Source organism: Haladaptatus sp. CMAA 1909, from assembly GCF_043952005.1.
Classification (GTDB): domain Archaea; phylum Halobacteriota; class Halobacteria; order Halobacteriales; family Haladaptataceae; genus Haladaptatus.
Genome location: NZ_JBIOAV010000004.1, coordinates 268,709 through 286,412, shown reverse-complemented (window position 1 = coordinate 286,412; position 17,704 = coordinate 268,709). Strand labels below are relative to the sequence as shown.

At 51.4% G+C, this 17,704-nt stretch carries 14 protein-coding genes and 1 pseudogene; 10 read left to right on the top strand and 5 right to left on the bottom strand.

Annotation, left to right across the window (positions count from 1 at the left end; translation table 11 throughout):
• Positions 1 to 131 precede the first annotated feature (131 nt).
• The 5 genes from ACGYLY_RS26005 to ACGYLY_RS25985 all read left to right on the top strand — a co-directional run bounded on the left by ACGYLY_RS26005 (position 132) and on the right by ACGYLY_RS25985 (position 3,537).
• Positions 132 to 1,547 (top strand): sugar porter family MFS transporter, encoded by a 1,416-nt coding sequence (locus ACGYLY_RS26005; RefSeq protein WP_395285654.1) that lies wholly within the window; start codon positions 132 to 134, stop codon positions 1,545 to 1,547.
• A 196-nt stretch (positions 1,548 to 1,743) separates the two neighbouring features.
• Positions 1,744 to 2,196 carry a universal stress protein gene (locus tag ACGYLY_RS26000; RefSeq protein ID WP_395285653.1) on the top strand — a complete coding sequence of 151 codons (453 nt, stop codon included), beginning with the start codon at positions 1,744 to 1,746 and terminating at the stop codon, positions 2,194 to 2,196.
• Positions 2,197 to 2,360: 164 nt separating this feature from the next.
• Positions 2,361 to 2,564 (top strand): hypothetical protein, encoded by a 204-nt coding sequence (locus tag ACGYLY_RS25995; protein WP_395285652.1) that lies wholly within the window; start codon positions 2,361 to 2,363, stop codon positions 2,562 to 2,564.
• Between the two features lie 176 nt (positions 2,565 to 2,740).
• Positions 2,741 to 2,992, top strand: coding sequence for a hypothetical protein (locus ACGYLY_RS25990; protein WP_395285679.1), 252 nt, complete (start codon positions 2,741 to 2,743; stop codon positions 2,990 to 2,992).
• A complete protein-coding gene (locus ACGYLY_RS25985) occupies positions 2,971 to 3,537 on the top strand; it encodes a SprT-like domain-containing protein (RefSeq protein WP_395285651.1) in 567 nt (188 codons plus the stop codon). Before ACGYLY_RS25990 ends, ACGYLY_RS25985 begins: the two co-directional genes overlap by 22 nt.
• Positions 3,538 to 3,694: 157 nt before the next feature.
• Here the strand turns inward: ACGYLY_RS25985 and ACGYLY_RS25980 are convergent.
• Both ACGYLY_RS25980 and ACGYLY_RS25975 read right to left on the bottom strand, forming a co-directional pair.
• Positions 3,695 to 4,275, bottom strand: a pseudogene (locus ACGYLY_RS25980) (transposase); the annotation flags it as partial.
• A 165-nt stretch (positions 4,276 to 4,440) separates the two neighbouring features.
• Entirely contained in the window at positions 4,441 to 5,415 is a 975-nt protein-coding gene (locus ACGYLY_RS25975) for an aldo/keto reductase (RefSeq protein WP_395285650.1), read from the bottom strand.
• A gap of 128 nt (positions 5,416 to 5,543) precedes the next feature.
• Here ACGYLY_RS25975 and ACGYLY_RS25970 point away from each other — a divergent pair, with 128 nt between their 5' ends.
• Both ACGYLY_RS25970 and ACGYLY_RS25965 read left to right on the top strand, forming a co-directional pair.
• Complete coding sequence (locus ACGYLY_RS25970) at positions 5,544 to 5,918, top strand: winged helix-turn-helix transcriptional regulator (RefSeq protein ID WP_395285649.1); 375 nt, start codon at positions 5,544 to 5,546, stop codon at positions 5,916 to 5,918.
• 634 nt (positions 5,919 to 6,552) lie between these two features.
• The gene (locus ACGYLY_RS25965) at positions 6,553 to 7,866 is read left to right on the top strand and encodes an HPP family protein (RefSeq protein ID WP_395285648.1); all 1,314 of its coding nucleotides are present in this window, start codon (positions 6,553 to 6,555) and stop codon (positions 7,864 to 7,866) included.
• 526 nt (positions 7,867 to 8,392) lie between these two features.
• Here the strand turns inward: ACGYLY_RS25965 and ACGYLY_RS25960 are convergent.
• Positions 8,393 to 10,807, bottom strand: a complete 2,415-nt coding sequence (locus ACGYLY_RS25960) for an amino acid permease (protein ID WP_395285647.1) — start codon at positions 10,805 to 10,807, stop codon at positions 8,393 to 8,395.
• A gap of 199 nt (positions 10,808 to 11,006) precedes the next feature.
• Positions 11,007 to 11,771: a winged helix-turn-helix transcriptional regulator gene (locus ACGYLY_RS25955; protein ID WP_395285646.1), complete on the bottom strand. Its 765-nt coding sequence runs from the start codon at positions 11,769 to 11,771 to the stop codon at positions 11,007 to 11,009.
• A 176-nt stretch (positions 11,772 to 11,947) separates the two neighbouring features.
• Between ACGYLY_RS25955 and ACGYLY_RS25950 the strand changes: the two genes are divergently transcribed.
• The 3 genes from ACGYLY_RS25950 to ACGYLY_RS25940 all read left to right on the top strand — a co-directional run bounded on the left by ACGYLY_RS25950 (position 11,948) and on the right by ACGYLY_RS25940 (position 16,038).
• Positions 11,948 to 12,850 carry a universal stress protein gene (locus ACGYLY_RS25950; RefSeq protein WP_395285645.1) on the top strand — a complete coding sequence of 301 codons (903 nt, stop codon included), beginning with the start codon at positions 11,948 to 11,950 and terminating at the stop codon, positions 12,848 to 12,850.
• Between the two features lie 530 nt (positions 12,851 to 13,380).
• On the top strand, positions 13,381 to 15,603 hold the full coding sequence (locus tag ACGYLY_RS25945) for an amino acid permease (RefSeq protein ID WP_395285644.1): 2,223 nt from the start codon (positions 13,381 to 13,383) through the stop codon (positions 15,601 to 15,603).
• Between the two features lie 141 nt (positions 15,604 to 15,744).
• The gene (locus tag ACGYLY_RS25940; protein ID WP_395285643.1) at positions 15,745 to 16,038 is read left to right on the top strand and encodes a hypothetical protein; all 294 of its coding nucleotides are present in this window, start codon (positions 15,745 to 15,747) and stop codon (positions 16,036 to 16,038) included.
• Between the two features lie 64 nt (positions 16,039 to 16,102).
• Here the strand turns inward: ACGYLY_RS25940 and ACGYLY_RS25935 are convergent, their stop codons facing one another.
• Positions 16,103 to 17,590, bottom strand: a complete 1,488-nt coding sequence (locus ACGYLY_RS25935; RefSeq protein ID WP_395285642.1) for a glycosyltransferase family 39 protein — start codon at positions 17,588 to 17,590, stop codon at positions 16,103 to 16,105.
• Positions 17,591 to 17,704 lie beyond the last annotated feature (114 nt).

Here is a 17,704-nt window from a genome sequence, read left to right as displayed (position 1 = left end):
GAACAGTGTATACAATAATCTTCTATTTTGGTGTTTTATGAGTATATATGCTCCTATATTAAGCTAATATTGATTGAGAAAACTTCGAAAATTATCTAAACCAAACATCGCCAGCTTTGAGTACGCTATTCATGGCTACCGCTAACACAGACGACACACAAGCAAGTGGAGGGGATCGGTTCATTTATCTCACTGCTGGATTGGCAGCCCTCAACGGGCTCTTATTCGGATTCGATACCGGAATTATCTCCGGTGCATTTCTCTATATTAATAACACCTTCACGATGTCACCACTCGTCGAAGGTATCGTAATCAGTGGTGCAATGGCGGGCGCAGCGTTCGGTGCTGCGACTGGCGGCAAATTAGCCGATCAGATCGGTCGGCGCCGACTAATCCTGCTCGGTGCGGTAGTTTTCTTCATCGGATCGCTAACGATGGCTATCGCACCGACGGTTCCGGTATTAGTCGTGGGACGTCTCATCGATGGCGTTGCGATCGGCTTTGCATCAATCGTTGGCCCACTCTACATCTCTGAAATTGCACCACCCAAAATTCGCGGCGCACTTACTTCACTGAATCAACTTATGGTAACACTCGGAATCCTCATTTCCTACTTCGTCAATTACGCTTTTGCAGATACTGGCGATTGGCGATTAATGTTGGGGACGGGGATGATCCCGGCTGTCATCCTCGCACTCGGTATGCTCAAGATGCCCGAAAGCCCGCGCTGGCTCTACGAACACGATCAACCGGACGCTGCTCGAGCGGTTCTCAAGCGTTCTCGCGAATCCGACATCGATGCTGAAATGGACGAAATCAAGAAAACAGTCGATAAACAGTCTGGAAACGGCTTATCGGATCTGTTCGAATCATGGTTGCGGCCAGCACTTATCGTCGGGCTCGGACTCGCCGTCTTTCAGCAAATTACCGGCATCAATGCAGTCATCTACTATGCACCCACAATCCTCGAATCGACCGGTTTCGGAAGTTCAACATCGATCCTTGCTACCGTCGGAATCGGTGTTATTAACGTCGTCATGACTATCGTTGCGATCGCACTTATTGACCGCGTTGGCCGCCGCCGTCTCTTACTCGTTGGGGTTGGAGGAATGGTCGTGACGCTGGGAGTTCTCGGTGCCGTCTTTTACCTTCCCGGATTCGGAGGTATCCTTGGGTGGATTGCGACAGGGAGCCTGATGCTTTTCGTTGCTTTCTTCGCGATCGGTCTTGGTCCCGTGTTTTGGTTGCTCATCTCCGAGATCTATCCACTCTCGGTTCGCGGCAGTGCTATGGGAACTGTAACTGTCGCCAATTGGGGTGCAAACCTGCTCGTTTCCCTCGCATTCCCGATACTCACCGCAAATCTGGGCAAACCATCCACTTTCTGGCTGTTCGGGATCTGTAGCTTGTTGGCATTCGTCTTCGCCTATCGAATGGTCCCCGAGACAAAGGGACGCTCCCTCGAGGCGATCGAAGCCGATCTTCGGGACAATGTCTCCAATTCTGTCGGAGCAACCGGAACGGAGTCAGTACCCTCTCGCGAGTAACGGTACGACCGATTCTCTACTTTCGACTCGATACTGACCTGAATGGATGACACATTACGGTCGGTGTATTTTGCCTTTTCACATTCGGAAGACATATTCGAAGAGAAAGGAGATTTAACGAGTATTTCATTGATTATTGTTGTGATTTCTCTATCAGGAAGCAATGATTTTAATGAATTCGGTTGCTACTGGTAGTATGGATCAGCTACTTGCAGTTGTTGAGCCGACAGAGTCGGCACGGACCCTAGTGAGACAGGCCGGTGAAGTAGCAAAGGCAACGAACGCAGATCTTTTACTCATTCACGTCACCGACGCATTGAAATATAGCTCACATCGAGAATTCATGGATTCTTCCACCAGTAATTCGACTCATTATACTCGTAACGAGGCAGAGGAAAGGGCTATACAACTCGCCGACGAAATTGGAAGTGAGGTTCTTTCTGATACTACTGTTGAATACGATACGGCAGGGTATCTCGGTAACAAGGCTGAAAAAGTTCTCGAAATAGCCAATCAGCAAAATTGTGACCGGATCTTTATCACGGGTCACAACCGATCGCCGACTGGGAAAGCTATTTTCGGGGATACGGCACAGAAAATTATTCTTGATTTCGATGGCTCTGTGACTGTCAACACGGCCAAAAATTGAGTCAAACAAGCAGTCGGTATCTGATTCCCTCTGTTTCAACTTTTCAAACCAACCGCAAAAGGGACTAATCACGTTAGAAGTAGCTAATCAGCAAGAGCACCTGCATTAGCAGCCACTTCGGTTACAATACTCAAGACTGACGTAGGATTTGAGGACGACTACTTATGACTCCATCTTCATCGGGCAATAGTATCGTCTCAGATGCATCTCTTGAGTCATGGCCTATCTTCGATCTCGAATATACCGTTGAAGGCACCTCTGACACTGAATACGTCCTTATTCAACCGGTAACAGGCGACAAAAGCATTTTCTCATCCTGGATTGTTGCCGATGCGGCGACCGCGGTTCCGCTCGAAGAGATTCCATAACAACCTTTCACTGCTGCACCGTTGTAGTGCCATCAGGCAGCAAATGGTAGGCATAGATCGTTGGTTCGTTAACTGTGTCGTTACCCCCGGACTCATCGAACATCCATAACGAGAGCCACAAGACTTCCACAGACCATCAGTACACTGTCTCCATCGACGACGTGACCGAGGACCAGATGGCCTGCACGTGTCCGCATCACGTCCACCGCAACGCCTACTGTAAGCACATGGCCGCCGTCGAAACTGCAACCGACGATGTGACGCTCAACGCCTTCCTTCCGAGGACGACAACGACACCGAACCCAAAAACTGCGATTGTGACGGCCTCGGTGACTTCCCGTGTTGGCCATGCGTGCGAACGGGTCGCAAAGAACTGCCCAACTAACCCCGTCCCCCTTTTTCATTTATGTCACGCCAAACAACGCTGACCGATGGTGCCCAGCGAACGCTGACCGAGGGTGCGAATGCGGCCGAACGCGCAGACACACTGACGACAGAGCGCGACCTGCTCGACCGAGCGCAACAGCATGCGGTAGACGTCGCCAATGAGTATTTTCCTGATCTGCCCGTTGAAGCGATTGACTGGGAGGTGTCCCACCGACGACAGCGGTCGGCAGGAGCGACGAAATACGACCCTGCGACCGGCGAGATAACGATCTCGATCGCATGGACCGCCTTCGAGCAACACGGCTGGGAGCAATTCAGTTCGACAGTGCGTCATGAACTGATTCACGCATGGCAGTATCACGAGTTCGGGACCGCGGACCACGGGCGAACGTTCGAGCGGTGGACGGATGCGCTTGACACAACCCAGCATTGTGAGCGCTTCAAAGCCCCGAACTGGTGGGTGATTTGCGATGGGTGCGGTGGACAACTTGCACGCTTCCAGCGCTCAAAGGTCGTCAAACACCCCGAGCAGTACAGCTGTGGCGACTGCGGTGGGTCGCTCCGCGTCGAGGAGGCCACCGAATGACGCAGAAATACCGCTGTCCGCGCTGTCTGCGGCTTGTTGGGACCATGACGGTGGCGGGTCCGTCGCGGGTCCATGTGAGACCGTGCGGCCATCATCTCGCGGCACCGGATGCGGTGCTTGCAACGGGCGATTTGCACCCACCGCGCCCTGATGTGTGGGTGACCCAGTTGTGGAAGGCTTCGTCAGCTGCCACCGAGAGCAGGTCGTCCGCGTTCCGCCGGACGACCTGCGGCCCGGTCTTCGTATCGTGTTTCCACCGAGCTGAGATATGGACGTCAAGAACGGCAAGCGACTCTCTGTCGGTTAATGTCGCCACTTTCAGCGTCTGAACGGTACTGCCGGATCGTTGGCGGTAGTACGATGAGGATGAGCGGCGGTCAAAGAACGTGCTGTCGAGTGCGGCGTGGCCAGACTGCGGGGGGGGGGGGGGGGGGGGGGGGGGGGGGGGGGGGCCCCCCCCCCCCCCCCCCCAAACACCCGCCATACCCACATTTTCAGGCGGTCGAACGATTTGTAGATCGTCGTTTACTCCGGCAGATCGTCCCGATCTAAGCCAAGTACGGCACAAATCTCAGCCATGTACTCCAGCCGATTCGGCGTTTCACGGTAGCTGTGGTCCTCTTCGAGCCGAAAGCAGTGCAGGACGACATGGACCCAGCGGGCGAACCCGCCGCTGGCGGGTTCGCCCGCATGCTTTCCCAACGCTTGTTTGGCTAGGTGACGACACTGCTCAACGATGTCGAGGAGATCGACCTCATGGACAGAGTCGACTTCCTCAACTTCACCTTTCTAACCTGCGATATCAGCTGATTAGATCGCTATTCAACACGGCACTTCAAAAGCAACTGGAAGCCGATCCACGAAACTGCTTTGGATACGAAACCGAAGATGACATCGCTCGCTTTACTGGTGCCCAACGACCGGGACCGGTTCGTACGGCTCCTCCAGATAGTCGACATCGCGCGCCGAGAGCGAGAGGTCGAGGGCTTCCACCGCTTCTTCGAGGTGTTCAATTCTAGAAACACCGACAATTGGTGCGGTCACGACATCCTTACTGAGCAACCAGGCAAGCGCCACCTGGGCCATGGTGGCGTCGTACCGGTCGGCGAGTTCTTGGACGCGCTCGTTTATCTCGCGTCCACCTCCCCCTACGTAGGAGGCTCGGAATCGATCAATGTACTCGTCGCTGTCTTTCCGCAACGTTTTCGCAGTCATGTGAGGACGAGCAAGGTAGCCTCGCGCGAGCGGGCTCCACGGTATAACGCCGATTCCCTCCTTTTCGCAAAGGGGGAGCATCTCGCGCTCCTCTTCGCGGTAGACGAGGTTGTAATGATTTTGCATCGTTCGGAACCGTTCGCGGTTCTCTAAGTCGCTGTCAGCGAGCGCATGGGCGAGCTGGTAGGCCCACATCGAACTCGCGCCCGCGTATCGTACATCACCCCGGTGGATGGCATCGTCAAATGCTGAGAGAGTCACGTTTATCGGCGTGGCGTCGTCCCAACGATGGATCTGGTAGAGGTCTATTGCGTCTATGCCGAGCCGGTCGAGACTCCCGCGGAGTTCCTGTTCGACGGTCTTCCGCGAGAGACCCAGTGCGTTTGGGTACTCGGCTCCAGACGCGAACCGGACCTTCGTCGCGATCACTAACTCGTCATGGTCGTAACCGTCGATAGCTCGTCCGAGGATACGTTCGCTATCTCCGACCGAATACGAATTCGAAGTGTCGAAGAAGTTGATGCCGAGATCGATGGCGCGCTCGATTAGTTCTCCGCCCTCCTCTTCGTCGAGCATCCACGCCTGCTCGTCGCCGAAGCTCATACAACCGAGCCCGATTTTGCTCACTGTCATTCCCGTGTTGCCGAGAGTTGTGTACTCCATCACTCGACCTGATGCGACGGGAAGAAATATACTGTCAGGACCTAGAAAACGAAGTAACGCCGAACGTTCGGCGTTACTTCCGTTCGCATCCCAGCACCTATAATATCGCTCCGGCCTCATCCCTTACAATGAGTTATCCCGACTCCTTCCCTGACGATTCGTTCTTGACCGCGCTTGAGAACACTCCAGAACCCTCTATCGACGTCGAAGCCAAGACCCAGTTGTTCACCCTCTTAGGGAGTGCACACACGCTCCCCATCCTTCACGAATTCGCATTCAGCGCCGAACCTCGTAGATTCAACGAACTCCAAGATAGACTCAACGTCCCGACGACGACGCTCACCGACCGACTTCAGGAGCTGACAGACGCCGATTTCCTGCGCCGACAATCCTACGACGAAATCCCTCCGCGGGTCGAGTACACCGCAACCGAGAAAACAACCAACCTCAAGCCGTTGTTCGAATTCCTCTGCGCTTGGGCGGTCTATCACGGCTACGAGTAATAGATATGGATACTTCCGAATCGACTGAACGTCGTCGCACACCGTGATATAGCTCTGCGCCCTTCTTCGGAGTTGAATGCCAAACTAGGTGTGTCTCACTCAGAGTGTTGTGAAATCAAGCCGCACATTAAAACCATCCGCCGTTCTTTTGGAGTACGAACTATTAATCGAAGGGGCTAGGTCGAAACGAGTATGGCAGAACGACACTCAGACGCCGTCGGTCGACTGATCGAGTGGGCGGGACCGCGTCCCGACGCGATGCTACGGGATTTTGATTGCACAATATTCTGCCCAGAATGGCAGAGTTCAGACATAGAGGATTTATTTGCTACTATCGGCCCAATGACCCAGGATTACTCGTAGTTGGATCTCAACGGTGTTGCCAATCCCACCGATACAGGAAGAACTGGCTGATTCAGCCAACGGTGTTTTATCATCGTAGATTCAATCCAGTAGGCGTGAAATATACACTGTCTATACTACAGGGTTCTAGGTACCGTCTAATTCCTTCTACCGGTCGCCGTGCGGGTAGTAACGAATGAAACAGAGATTCGCATCTCTCTATCATCGTTTTCGTCGCAGTTGGAGCCAAATAGGTGGATATCGATACCATCTCCATCGTCTCTACCGCTGGATGGAACAAACACCGAATTTCATACAGCTCTCGGTCCTCATTTTCATACCCATCTTGTTTGGAATCGCGGCATTTGTCGCAACGACGTATCCTCGTCTAATCTTCTTAGTATTCCCTCCACTCGTATCTGGGACCTACACCCTCTTTGCTGACCCAAAAGGGAGATACGCACAACCCAGCAAGTTCGTTGGTGGGCTTACGATTGGTGGTGTTTGTGGGTGGGGGTCGATCAAATTTGCTTCCTGGATAGCACTCCCGTTTGTTGAGGTCGAAATCGAGGTTCTCGGAGCGATGCTGGCAATATTATTGACGGGGATCAGTACGTGGGTTCTTGGAATGGAAGAACCAGCTGCCTACTCGACAGCGATATTGATTTTTCTCACCAAACGCACTCCGCTAACGTATATCGTTGTCATCGCGGTCTTTAGTATATTTATTGCGGGTGCATTTATTCTCTGGCGAGACTATTTCTACAACCAGCGTGCGCGGTATATTTACCGGTCAACAAACGGTGATGACCATATTCTCGTCCCAATGCGAGGGAATAGAGCAAAAGAGACCGCACTGTTTGCTGCCCGCCTCGCAGCAGCTCATGACGTGAGTAAAATCATCCTGCTCAAATCCGTTGATGAGAGAGATAGCAATGAAACCACAGACCAACAGTCTTTGCAAACACAAGCGGAAGGTCACCAAGAGGCCGAGCAGCTAGAAGAATTTGCAGCACAAATCGAGGATGATACTGGTGTGCCATGCCGGACAACTGTCGTCGTTGAAGACCAGCCACTCGCTCAGCTCGTAACCACAGTTGCTCACGATATGAATTGTGACCTCATTGTCACACCCTATGAAACGGCGGAGGGCTCTCTCTCGTCGTTCATTCAAGGATTATTCAGGAACGAAATCGATATCGTAGTTTATCGAGCTGTCGACGAAGGAAAATCGTGGCAACGGCTGCTTCTCTTAATCAAGGAGCCAGGGGATCTTGCTCACAGTATGCTTGATTTCGCTCAGCGGCTTACGACGGAGTCTGGGTTCGTGAGCGTAACTAAGTGTGTTTCAAGCAGTTCACAGCGACGGGAGGCTGAACGAATGTTAGAATCATTGGTTGAGGCATTCGATACGATTCACGAGACACGGGTTGCAACCACCTCTATCGATCAGTACCTCAATCAGAACGGGAAACACTATGATCTGATTTTCGTCGGAGCATCTACCGACCGAAGTCCTGCATCGCGGGTACTGACACCTCCGACATTCGAAAAAATACAAAACGTCGACACAGATGTCGCAATCGTGCATGAAGGGCTCACCTGAGCCACAAGTGGATCGATGTTTCTATCTAAACAATCACATGGATGGCGATATACCCTAAAAACGTTGCAGAGACGTCTGTAATCGAATATTTGAGAAAAATGGATGTTTAGCACTGTTTTGGATTCAGCCACCCCGACTATGTGATTCCAACTGTGAACAGCCTGAACAACGGTGGAAGGGTATAACGTATAATAGATGCTCCAAACCCAAGTCCAATAAACGCAGAAATGATTGCGACATCATCTCGGTAGCGGAATACCTGCCGTCCAATGCATGTAAGACTGATAATAGACAGACAGAACAGACAGATAAACCACCCAACGAGAGTTGCGAGAAGATCAAACAAGAGATCGGATCGCATTAACAGGAAGTGATAGGAGAAATGAAACGACGTGAGCGACACTGCCGCTGTTCCACCGCATACATAAAGAAAAAAGAGAACTGCAAACACGAGCGTTCCAGTGAATCCCACTTGGAAGGTCCAGTGGAGTGTTTGTTCAAATATCGTGGCCATGAGTTTCGCACCTCACCGCCACCGTTGGAGATACGACTTGAGCCCCTGATGCTGCTTTGCCATGATGGTGGTACTCTTCGACCTCCATCCGATTCGTTCCGGAATAACTCCGAAGACGAACTGCTGCAAGAGACCTTCCCGTGTAGCTCCGACAATTGTAAGGTCATGATCGCTGGTGCGTGCAACGATGGTATCGACGATATCGTCGCCTTCGAGTACCGTCGTTGAAACCTGTGCCCGCTCGCGGAATCGGCTTTCGGAATCAGCGAGCATCTCGCGTGCTTCCTGTTCGTTTGCACCTGGTTCAACAACGTGTACGAGTTCGATGTGCGCACCCGTCGCAGAGGCGATGGTATCTGCGACATCAGCAGCGAAGTCGGAGTGGGGACCGCCTGCAATCGGGACAAGGATCGAATCGACTTTGCCAGCGTCGTCACCAATACGTTCGATGAGGACGTCACAAGACGCATTTTGTACGACGTCGTCCACATTGCTTCCCAGAACGATATCGCGACGCTGGGTTTTGTGTTGCCCTTTCCATCCCATTAGTACGACATCGCTGTCGTATTGCTCGATCGTGTTCAAGATCGCATCGCTGACATCGTGACCGATGCGAACTGTTCCGCTGACGGGAATATCCGCCTCATGAGCGATCTCCATTGCTTCTTCGAGGACCTCACGTTCATCTCCGATGAATTCGCGACCCTCGGATGTGGGTGTCTGCTGCGGAACGGTCACGACGCTCATGACGAGGATACCGCCGTCTGGATACGTTTCCTCGTCACGTGCCAAATCAACGGCTGTCCGCATCAGTTGTTGTGCGTTTTCTGGGTTTGAGATCGGAACGACGATTTGATTCTCCGTTTCCCTGTGGGCCTTGTGTGAGACCACAGTCGGCGTCTCTTCTTCGATTTGTTTTGCTTCCTGCTGTTTCGAATAGCCGTAGTAGACACCCAGTCCAACCAGCATCCACGCAGCAGTAGCGATCAGCGCGATGAGACCGTGGTTACTCTCTCCGATACCGATGTATTCGAGTCCGAGGGTGTAGATGAGGAACGGCATCAAGAAGAACTGCAGAGCAATTCCGATGAGTGGTGGCCATGGCATATACGGGACCTTGAACGTGCGCGGCAGGTCGGGGTGCGTCTGGCGCATTCGAATGACGGTCCAGTTCACCTGGAGGAACAGCAGAATGAACATGATGTCCGCCGACGCTGCAACTGCTTCGATGGGCAGGGTCACAGCCATCGCGGCGATCAATACTCCTGAGATCAAAATCGCCCAGTGTGGAGTCCGCTTCTCCGAATGAATCGAATCGAAGATGCTCGGCAGCGCACGGTCTCGGCCCATCGCGAACGACACACGACTCGAGGAGTACACAGTTGCATTGAGTGCACTCATTGTCGCGGCGAGTCCTGCAAACAAGAGCAGTGGGGCGCCATAGGGGACGAACTGTCCTGCTGCTTCGATGATCCCCAGTTCACCCATCTCACCGAGTGCTTTCCACGTGGGAAGTGAAGTTCCGGCAGAGTTCGGGATACCACCGGGTTGGCTGATCAGATGCTGGGTGATATCTATGCCGCCAATTGCGGCGAATGAGACGAGAACATAGATGGGAACGACAATCGCCATCGAATAGAAAACGGCCTTGGGAACGTTCTTCCCAGGGTCAACAACCTCTTCACCGGATTGGACGATGATCTCGTAGCCCTCGAAAGCGATATAGGTGAAACCCATCGCGCCAACAATGCCAATCCAGCCACCCGGTGCAAAGCTCGGACTGTCGAGGAATTTTGCCGTCCAATTTGGAGTTCTCACCGTTGCCCAGATACCGAAGGCAATGAAGAGGCCCAGAATGACGACCTTGATTCCCGTAACGATGACACCGGCTTTCCCAGTTTCTTCGGCTCCTCGGAAATTGATATAGGCAAACGCGGAGATCATTAGGACAGCGAGGAGTTTTTCCCAAAAACCAACGCCTAGCCCGAACGCAGGAAACGTCGCAATCCCTAGAATTCGGAAGAATTCAACGAAGAAGGTCCCGAAGGTTACAGCGTACAACGAGCAGGCAACCGCGTGGGCGAACCAACTCATCCATCCCGCATAGAAGCCGTTTGGGTCAACGAGCGCTTCTTTCACCCAGAGATATCCCCCTCCCGCTTCTGGGAAAGCTGCACCGAGTTCTGCATAAGAGACAGCAGTGAACATCGCAACAGCCCCGTTGAGGATGAATGCAATCGTTAGTGCTGGTCCCGCGAGACCGGCGGCAAAACCAGTGAGGGCGAATACCCCTGCACCGATCATTGCTCCAACTCCAATGAAAGTAATATCGAAGAGGCTCATATCCCGCGATAATTCTGTTTCAACGTCGCCTTTACCGGTAGATTCGGCCGTGGCGACTTCTTCACTTGGCGAGTTTTCGGCCATGTGTAGAGTACATCCATACCCCACCATCAAAAAGGAATGGGTTTAATAGTCCAGCATGGGATTCACAAATTCCATTTATATAGGATCCAGTGATTCGGGAATGTCACCGGGATTATCCCGATAGAGAGGGTAAAACAAAGTTCATTTCGCGAATTTCCAAATAGGGAATTCGAATTTATATATTCACCTTTTCATCCTTTTAATCAATTGATTGAGTTTGCCCGTTCACAGTGAAGCTCTGAAGAATACTATCGGAAATACCGCCTCTCGAGAAAACGGTGACAACATCGTTCGGCCGGATGAGCGTATCGCCCTTCGGTGTGAGGACAGTCTCATCGTGCTCGATTGCAATGACGAGAAGATCGTCCTGAATCAATCCTTCTTCACCGGCTTCACGTAAGGTTTTGTTTGCAACTGGTGCTTCTGGATTGATAGCTACTTCAACAATATCGGCGTTTCCAGAGAGGCTTACAAGATCCGTCAATGAGATGTGATCTCCGGGTTCGTCAGGACCAAATTCGTGGTACGGATGGAACCGTTCGTTCTGTATTAGATCCTCGTCTTCTATCTCGAGACCGCACTCGGTGAGTTCATAGGCGATTCGAGAAAGGTCAGTGGTTCCATCCCCGATTGCTTTTACCTGAACGTTCCCACGGCCGGTCATGAGTTCACGGATGTTGATGACGCCGGGGATTTCAAGGATTTGCTGGGCCAGTTTCTCTCCCATCGGCATTTGCAGAGTGCAGGAAAACAAGTTCGTCAGCCGTCCATCGGCCTCCTCAAAATCGATATTTGCGTGAAAGCCTGTAATAATGCCATTCTCTTGTAGTTGAGAAATACGATTACGGACCGTCCCTGCTGAAACATTCACCTCGTCAGCAATGGTCGGTGCGGACGTATCTCGAGCATCTTTCATCAGATAATAGATGATCCGTTTATCGATATTGTCGAGCCGATATGCCATAGCTAAGTCTATTCTGACCCACGGTAAACCATCTTTCGTCTATTCTTCGAATGTCTCGAGATTAGAAGAAGTATCGTAGTGACACTGCTCTGCGGAATGAATAATATATTGCTCATAAATTCAGCAATCCTAAATCTAGACATATGATTTATGGTTCCACGTCACAAACGACTCTTATGGAACGGGAAGACGGGGGGAGCCAGTGGGTAACCGCTCCAAGTGCAATCGAATCGACCGCTCCGTCAGTTACAGGTTCAATCTTGATTCCTATTCTCAATGACACCTACCCAACCCAGAGCCTTACCATTGGGCGAGCGTTAGCACTGGCGAACAATACCGGAATAATACTTCTCCGACCGGTTTCACTCCCACTACAACGTCCGTTAGAGCTCTCACCTGAAGAAGCAAAAAGACATCACGACATTGTAGATCGACTGATGATACAGTTCTCACAAAGTCATCCCGATACGAACATTCGGAGTGTAGTGCGATTGGGTCGAGCCCCAGAGCAGATCATTCGTAGTGCGGTAACCGAACACGGTATTGGGACTGTTGTCGTTGATGACTCGCAGCACCCGAATGGACTCGGTGTATTTTGGCGAACACCGGCTGAAAAAATTGTTGAGAGAGTTTCCTGCGATGCAGTCCTTACTAACGGTCGAGAAATTCGCCCGACCATCTCCTCGGTGCTCGTTCCTGTTTCGAGTGGAAATCATTCTAGTCTTGCCGTGACTGTCGGCCATACACTTGCACGAGAGCATAACGCATGGACAGATATTCTACACGTCATTCCACCCAATGCATCCTCGAGGAGACGAGCTCGTGCTGAACAATATGTATCCGCAGCGGTGGACCAACTCGACGATGCGAACCAAGTCAATACGTGGGTTTTAGAAGCCGATGATGCTACCGAAGCGATTGCCGAGCAGGCGGATTATTACGACATCACTGTTCTCGGGAGATCGGGGAAAAGTCGATTTAGTCGTTTGATTTTCGGATCCAAAACCACCGACATCTACACTGCCAGTGGCCAACCGATCGCGATGTCAAAACAGCGTGGTCGATGGCCAACAAAGTGACGGCACAGATTCATTGCTATGGTTCATGACGTGCCGGTTCTATGTGACCTAAAAATACCCAATGGAGTGTCAATTCGTTATCGATAGGGGAGAGTTCTTCTTTTACTCGATAGAGATACGGCCCGTGTGGACAATCACTACATCCGTCTGCGCACTCGTGTGTTTTCGTGACAAGTGTATATCCACCCTGTTCTTCGGTGCCGAGGATTTCATCACCGGGAGCCGCTTCGATTTGAGTGGGTTGAACAACCCGTTCACGGAGTAACGCTTGTGCAAACGTGATGACTTCTCGAAGTGACTCGTCCTCAAGTGTATGTAGGTCCTCTACAAGCGATTCCGGAATCGATCTACTGGTGCCGGAACCATGATGGGTCATAGTTATGGATCGCTTTACAAGCATATAAATTGATTGTGCGTTCAGCAGATGCAACAAATAGTGGGTAGAGGGTTCACGCTTATGTTATTCGACTCACAAAAGTAGAGAACGGATGAAACGGAGCCGTATCTGGGTAAAAAAGAAGTAGATCACCATGGTAAAAAATCTTGAGCGCGATCTTGGCTTGTATGCGACGATCACGATCAGTATCGGAGCGATGATTGGAAGTGGCATCTTCGTTCTTCCGGGACTCGCTGCTGCAAAGACAGGGCCAAGTGTTATTTTGGCCTACTTGCTTGCGGGACTGATCGTCCTCCCCGCTGCTCTATCGAAAGCAGAGATGGCGACTGCACTCCCCGAAGCAGGTGGCACCTATCTCTTCATTGATCGAGCAATGGGGCCGCTCCCAGGAACCATCGCGGGGATCGGCGCTTGGTTTTCGCTCGTATTCAAAAGTGCATTCGCTCTCGTCGGTCTGGGTGCGTATCTTCTGTTACTCGTCAATATTTCTGGAGGCTTACTCACAGGTGTCGGAATTGGACTCGGTATTCTTCTCATCATCGTCAATATCATCGGCGTCAAGCAAACTGGACGATTACAGGCGGGAATCGTCAGCTTTGTTCTACTCGTACTCGTGGGATTTGTGGCTGATGGGATGACCTACGTCGACCACTCCCAGTATCACCCGTTTTTGACTCACGGAGATTCTGGACTTCTTGCAGCGACCGGCTTCGTTTTTGTCTCGTATGCCGGTGTAACGAAAATCGCCAGTGTCGCCGAAGAAGTCGAAAATCCAGGGCGAAATATTCCCATCGCGATTCTTGTTTCCGTTCTCGTGATGATGTTGGTATACACGTTGACTGTTTTCGTTATTGTTGGCGTTGTACCGGCACCGGAGCTACAGACGAAGCACAATCTGACGCCGATGGCCCAAGCGGCAGAAGCGTTTGCAGGGCCATTGGGTGGCCTCGTGCTTGCTATCATCGCGGTCTTAGCATTGACGAGTATGGCAAATGCGGGTGTGTTGTCATCGTCACGCTATCCGCTCGCAATGAGTCGCGATTCGCTTGCACCCCCACAGTTCAGCGAGATAAGTGAACAGTTCAAAACACCCATCTACTCGATTGAATTCACCGGATTGCTTCTGCTCTTCCTAATCGCATTCGTACCGGTCGTCGATCTCGCGAAGTTGGCAAGTGCGTTCCAGATCCTCGTGTTCATCTTCATCAATGGTGCACTCATTGCGTTTCGCGAGAGTGATCTCGACTGGTATGCCCCCGAATTTACAGCCCCTGGTTATCCCATAGTACAAGGTATTGGTGCCGTTGGTGGACTACTTTTGCTGACACAGATGGGTGTCGTTGCACTTGGAGGTGCACTGGGAATCATCCTGTTCGGTCTTGCATGGTATCGATTCTATGGTCACGAACGGACGGAACGGGAAGGAGCAGCCCTCGATGCGATTCGACGATCCGAGAGTTCCCAAACGTTGATCGAGACGGAGCGGGCTGTCGCTGATGGTGATGGGCACGTCCTCGTCGCAATGGACGGAGAGACGTCTGTAGAACGAGAACAGACATTGCTCCGCGTTGCAGCGAGTGTAGCACAGCAACAAGGTGGAACGGTTCATGCGATCCGATTTGAGGAAGTTCCGGACCAGCTTCCCTTATCCTCGGCGACTGAGCTGAGTTTGGATGACCGGGAATTCGAGACCCAAACACGTGAGTTAGCCGAGGACCTCCCGGCAGTCATTGAAGCGAGTGAAGTAGTCAGCCACGATACAAAGAGGGCGGTCGTCAATTATGCGGAGAATCTCGGTGTCGAGCTCATTCTTGGTGAATGGCAACCGGATCACTGGCACGCAGAACTACTCGGCAGTGACGTAGACTGGTTCATGAAACACGCTCCGTGTACGACTGTATTCCTTCAAGATCGTGGATTACAAGCTGTCGACGAAATTGCGGTCCTTACCCAACGACGACCGTACGAGCCAACTAAAGTTGCTGTCGCCAGTGCGATTGCTACTGCCTTCGGAGCGACTATCCGATTCGTGACCGCAGTTGACCCAAGTGCTTCGAAGGAACAGATTACTGTCGCACGTGAGTTCTTACACGAGCTTGAGGGACTTTGCTCGGGTGAAACAGAGAGCGAGGTAATCCAAGTATCCGACACGATTGCAGGGTTAGTCAGTGCTGCAGCAGGTGCCGACGTCGCAATATTAGGAACCGTTGCGCACTCGCGGATACATGAAATGGTGCTTGGGGACCCCGCAAGCGAAATCAGTAGCCAATTAGAGTGCAGTGTTCTTTTGGTTCACCCATCCAAATCGAGAGGAACGACGCTCGTCCAAGCAGTTATTGAACGAGTAGTGTATTGAACGAAGGCCTCAAGTAAGAAGATTCTCGAATATTCCTTTTGAACGACAGTAGAAAGATGAGCTTGAGTTGGTACAGAAGCGTACTGTCAGCGAGACAATCACCGGTATTGATGACGATTGACAGTCTGTACCAAGACAGCGATGTCCAGTCAAGAAACTGATCAGGAGGTGTGGGAGGATCCATTTGATCGAACAGATATTCATTTCATTGAGTTTCTGTTCTCTGACCCGGTTCTAAAAATGCTGTCGTGGGTGGTCATCGGGAGTGTATTTGTAACTCTTGCAGCTGTCCGGCTCCTCGGGAGATACCGTGTTCCGATCGAGTTGCTCTTCTTCTTATTCCTCGGACAGGGATTTTTCTTCATCGGCTTTCATTATTTGACTCGCGCAACAGCATCCTCAGATTGGCAGAGATTAGTTGCTTCAAAAAGATAGTGAGGTGATCACGTATCGTAGTTAGCTGCTCAAAGGGGGTTCGAACGGTTCAAAGCTGATTCTTTTATTGTTCCATGTGACTCGGTTCTTCGATAAAACGATATGCTGTGATACCAGCAAATCGTTTGATGGCCGCACGGTTATGCGTTCGACGCACGGTCCGGAGGACTTTCCGTCGGTGCGGTCGTTTCGAGGACGAAAACACGACCCATACTGTGTCGATTTTCCGGACCTGTTTTCGAATCGTGGGACGAAGTGGCCCAGTGATATCACCGACTGTCGGCATTCCTGCTCGATCAAAGTAATATCCGAACGGCGACGACGACTTTCGTTTGTCGACGATGATTAAATCCTCGGGTGAATAGTCTCGGTCGACGAACTGAGCAGCGGATTTGAATTCCCGCTTCTGATGATTCGTAAATTGGAAACTATTCAGGGCAACGGAGTTGAGCAAGATGATTGCGAGTAGAACGGTTCGTACGTTAGGTCGTGGGATGAGTGCAACGCCTCGCGCGAAGAGCAGATACAGTGCCATAGAACAACCGATCAAATATTTAGGGAAGAATATCGGCTGAATAAGATAAGAAAGAACGATTGCCATGCACGTAGGGACCAGTAACCAAATCCACAGGAATAGCGATTTCTTCCGCGAGAGTAAGTAAGACGGGACGAACAGAGCACCTCCGATACCGATGAGAAGTCCTACCTGAACCGCGATACTCATCGGTGGATGCGAGTGACGAACCGTGAAGTGGGTGTATGCAGAGATGATGTCGTGCCAATTCGGTGGTGCAGGAATATGCTGTACCTGGCTGCCACTGCCATACGCATTCGGGATGAACACTTTCGCTACAATCATCCCGACGGCCGGTGCTGCCCCAATTCCCACCGGGATAGATATCTTCCCAGTTTCTCGAATAAATGACTGCCAGTTTTCCGAACCCGTCCATTCGCCCCACAGGAAGTAGAGGATTTGAGACGCGATAATAAAGAATCCAAATACGTGGGTGTATGCGAGAAGGATAGCTGAGACGACGTAGAGTGCCATCTCTTTATTCTGTCTTGAGTCCAAATACCGGAGTAAGCAGTAGTATGATGCGACGGTGAGGAAGGCGAGAAGTGAATACATTCGCGCCTCCTGTGCATAGTATATTTGGAAGGGGCTCACCGTCAGCATTAGTGCCGCGATCGCTCCCACCTGAAACCCATATAGGCGTTTACCAAGCGCATAGAGAATCGGAATCGAAGCGATACTGAACGCCGCTGACAACATTCGTACCGCTCCCTCTTCGGTCCCACTAATGGCTATCCACGCTTTCAATAAGATATAATACAGGGGTAGATGAGGTTGAGCTTTCGGGAGTTCTGTAACGAGTTCCTGGAACGTCATGGTGTGAATGAAGTACATCGTGATCGCCTCATCCAACCAGAAGCTATCGAAGCCAATCGTATGAACTCGAAGAATGCCGCCCAGGCCTACAGTTAAGGAAATAAACAAGAGCTGATAGTAGCCTGAGTACTGTAAGTTAGCATTCAATTCACGTAGATTCATTCAGTGGTAGTTTGTGGACATACTATTATGAATCCCCTGTTCTTAGATTTTAGTGATTGTCTATCACATATATTCATCCATACGTATCGTGCCGTGGGGTCGATTTTCAGGGAA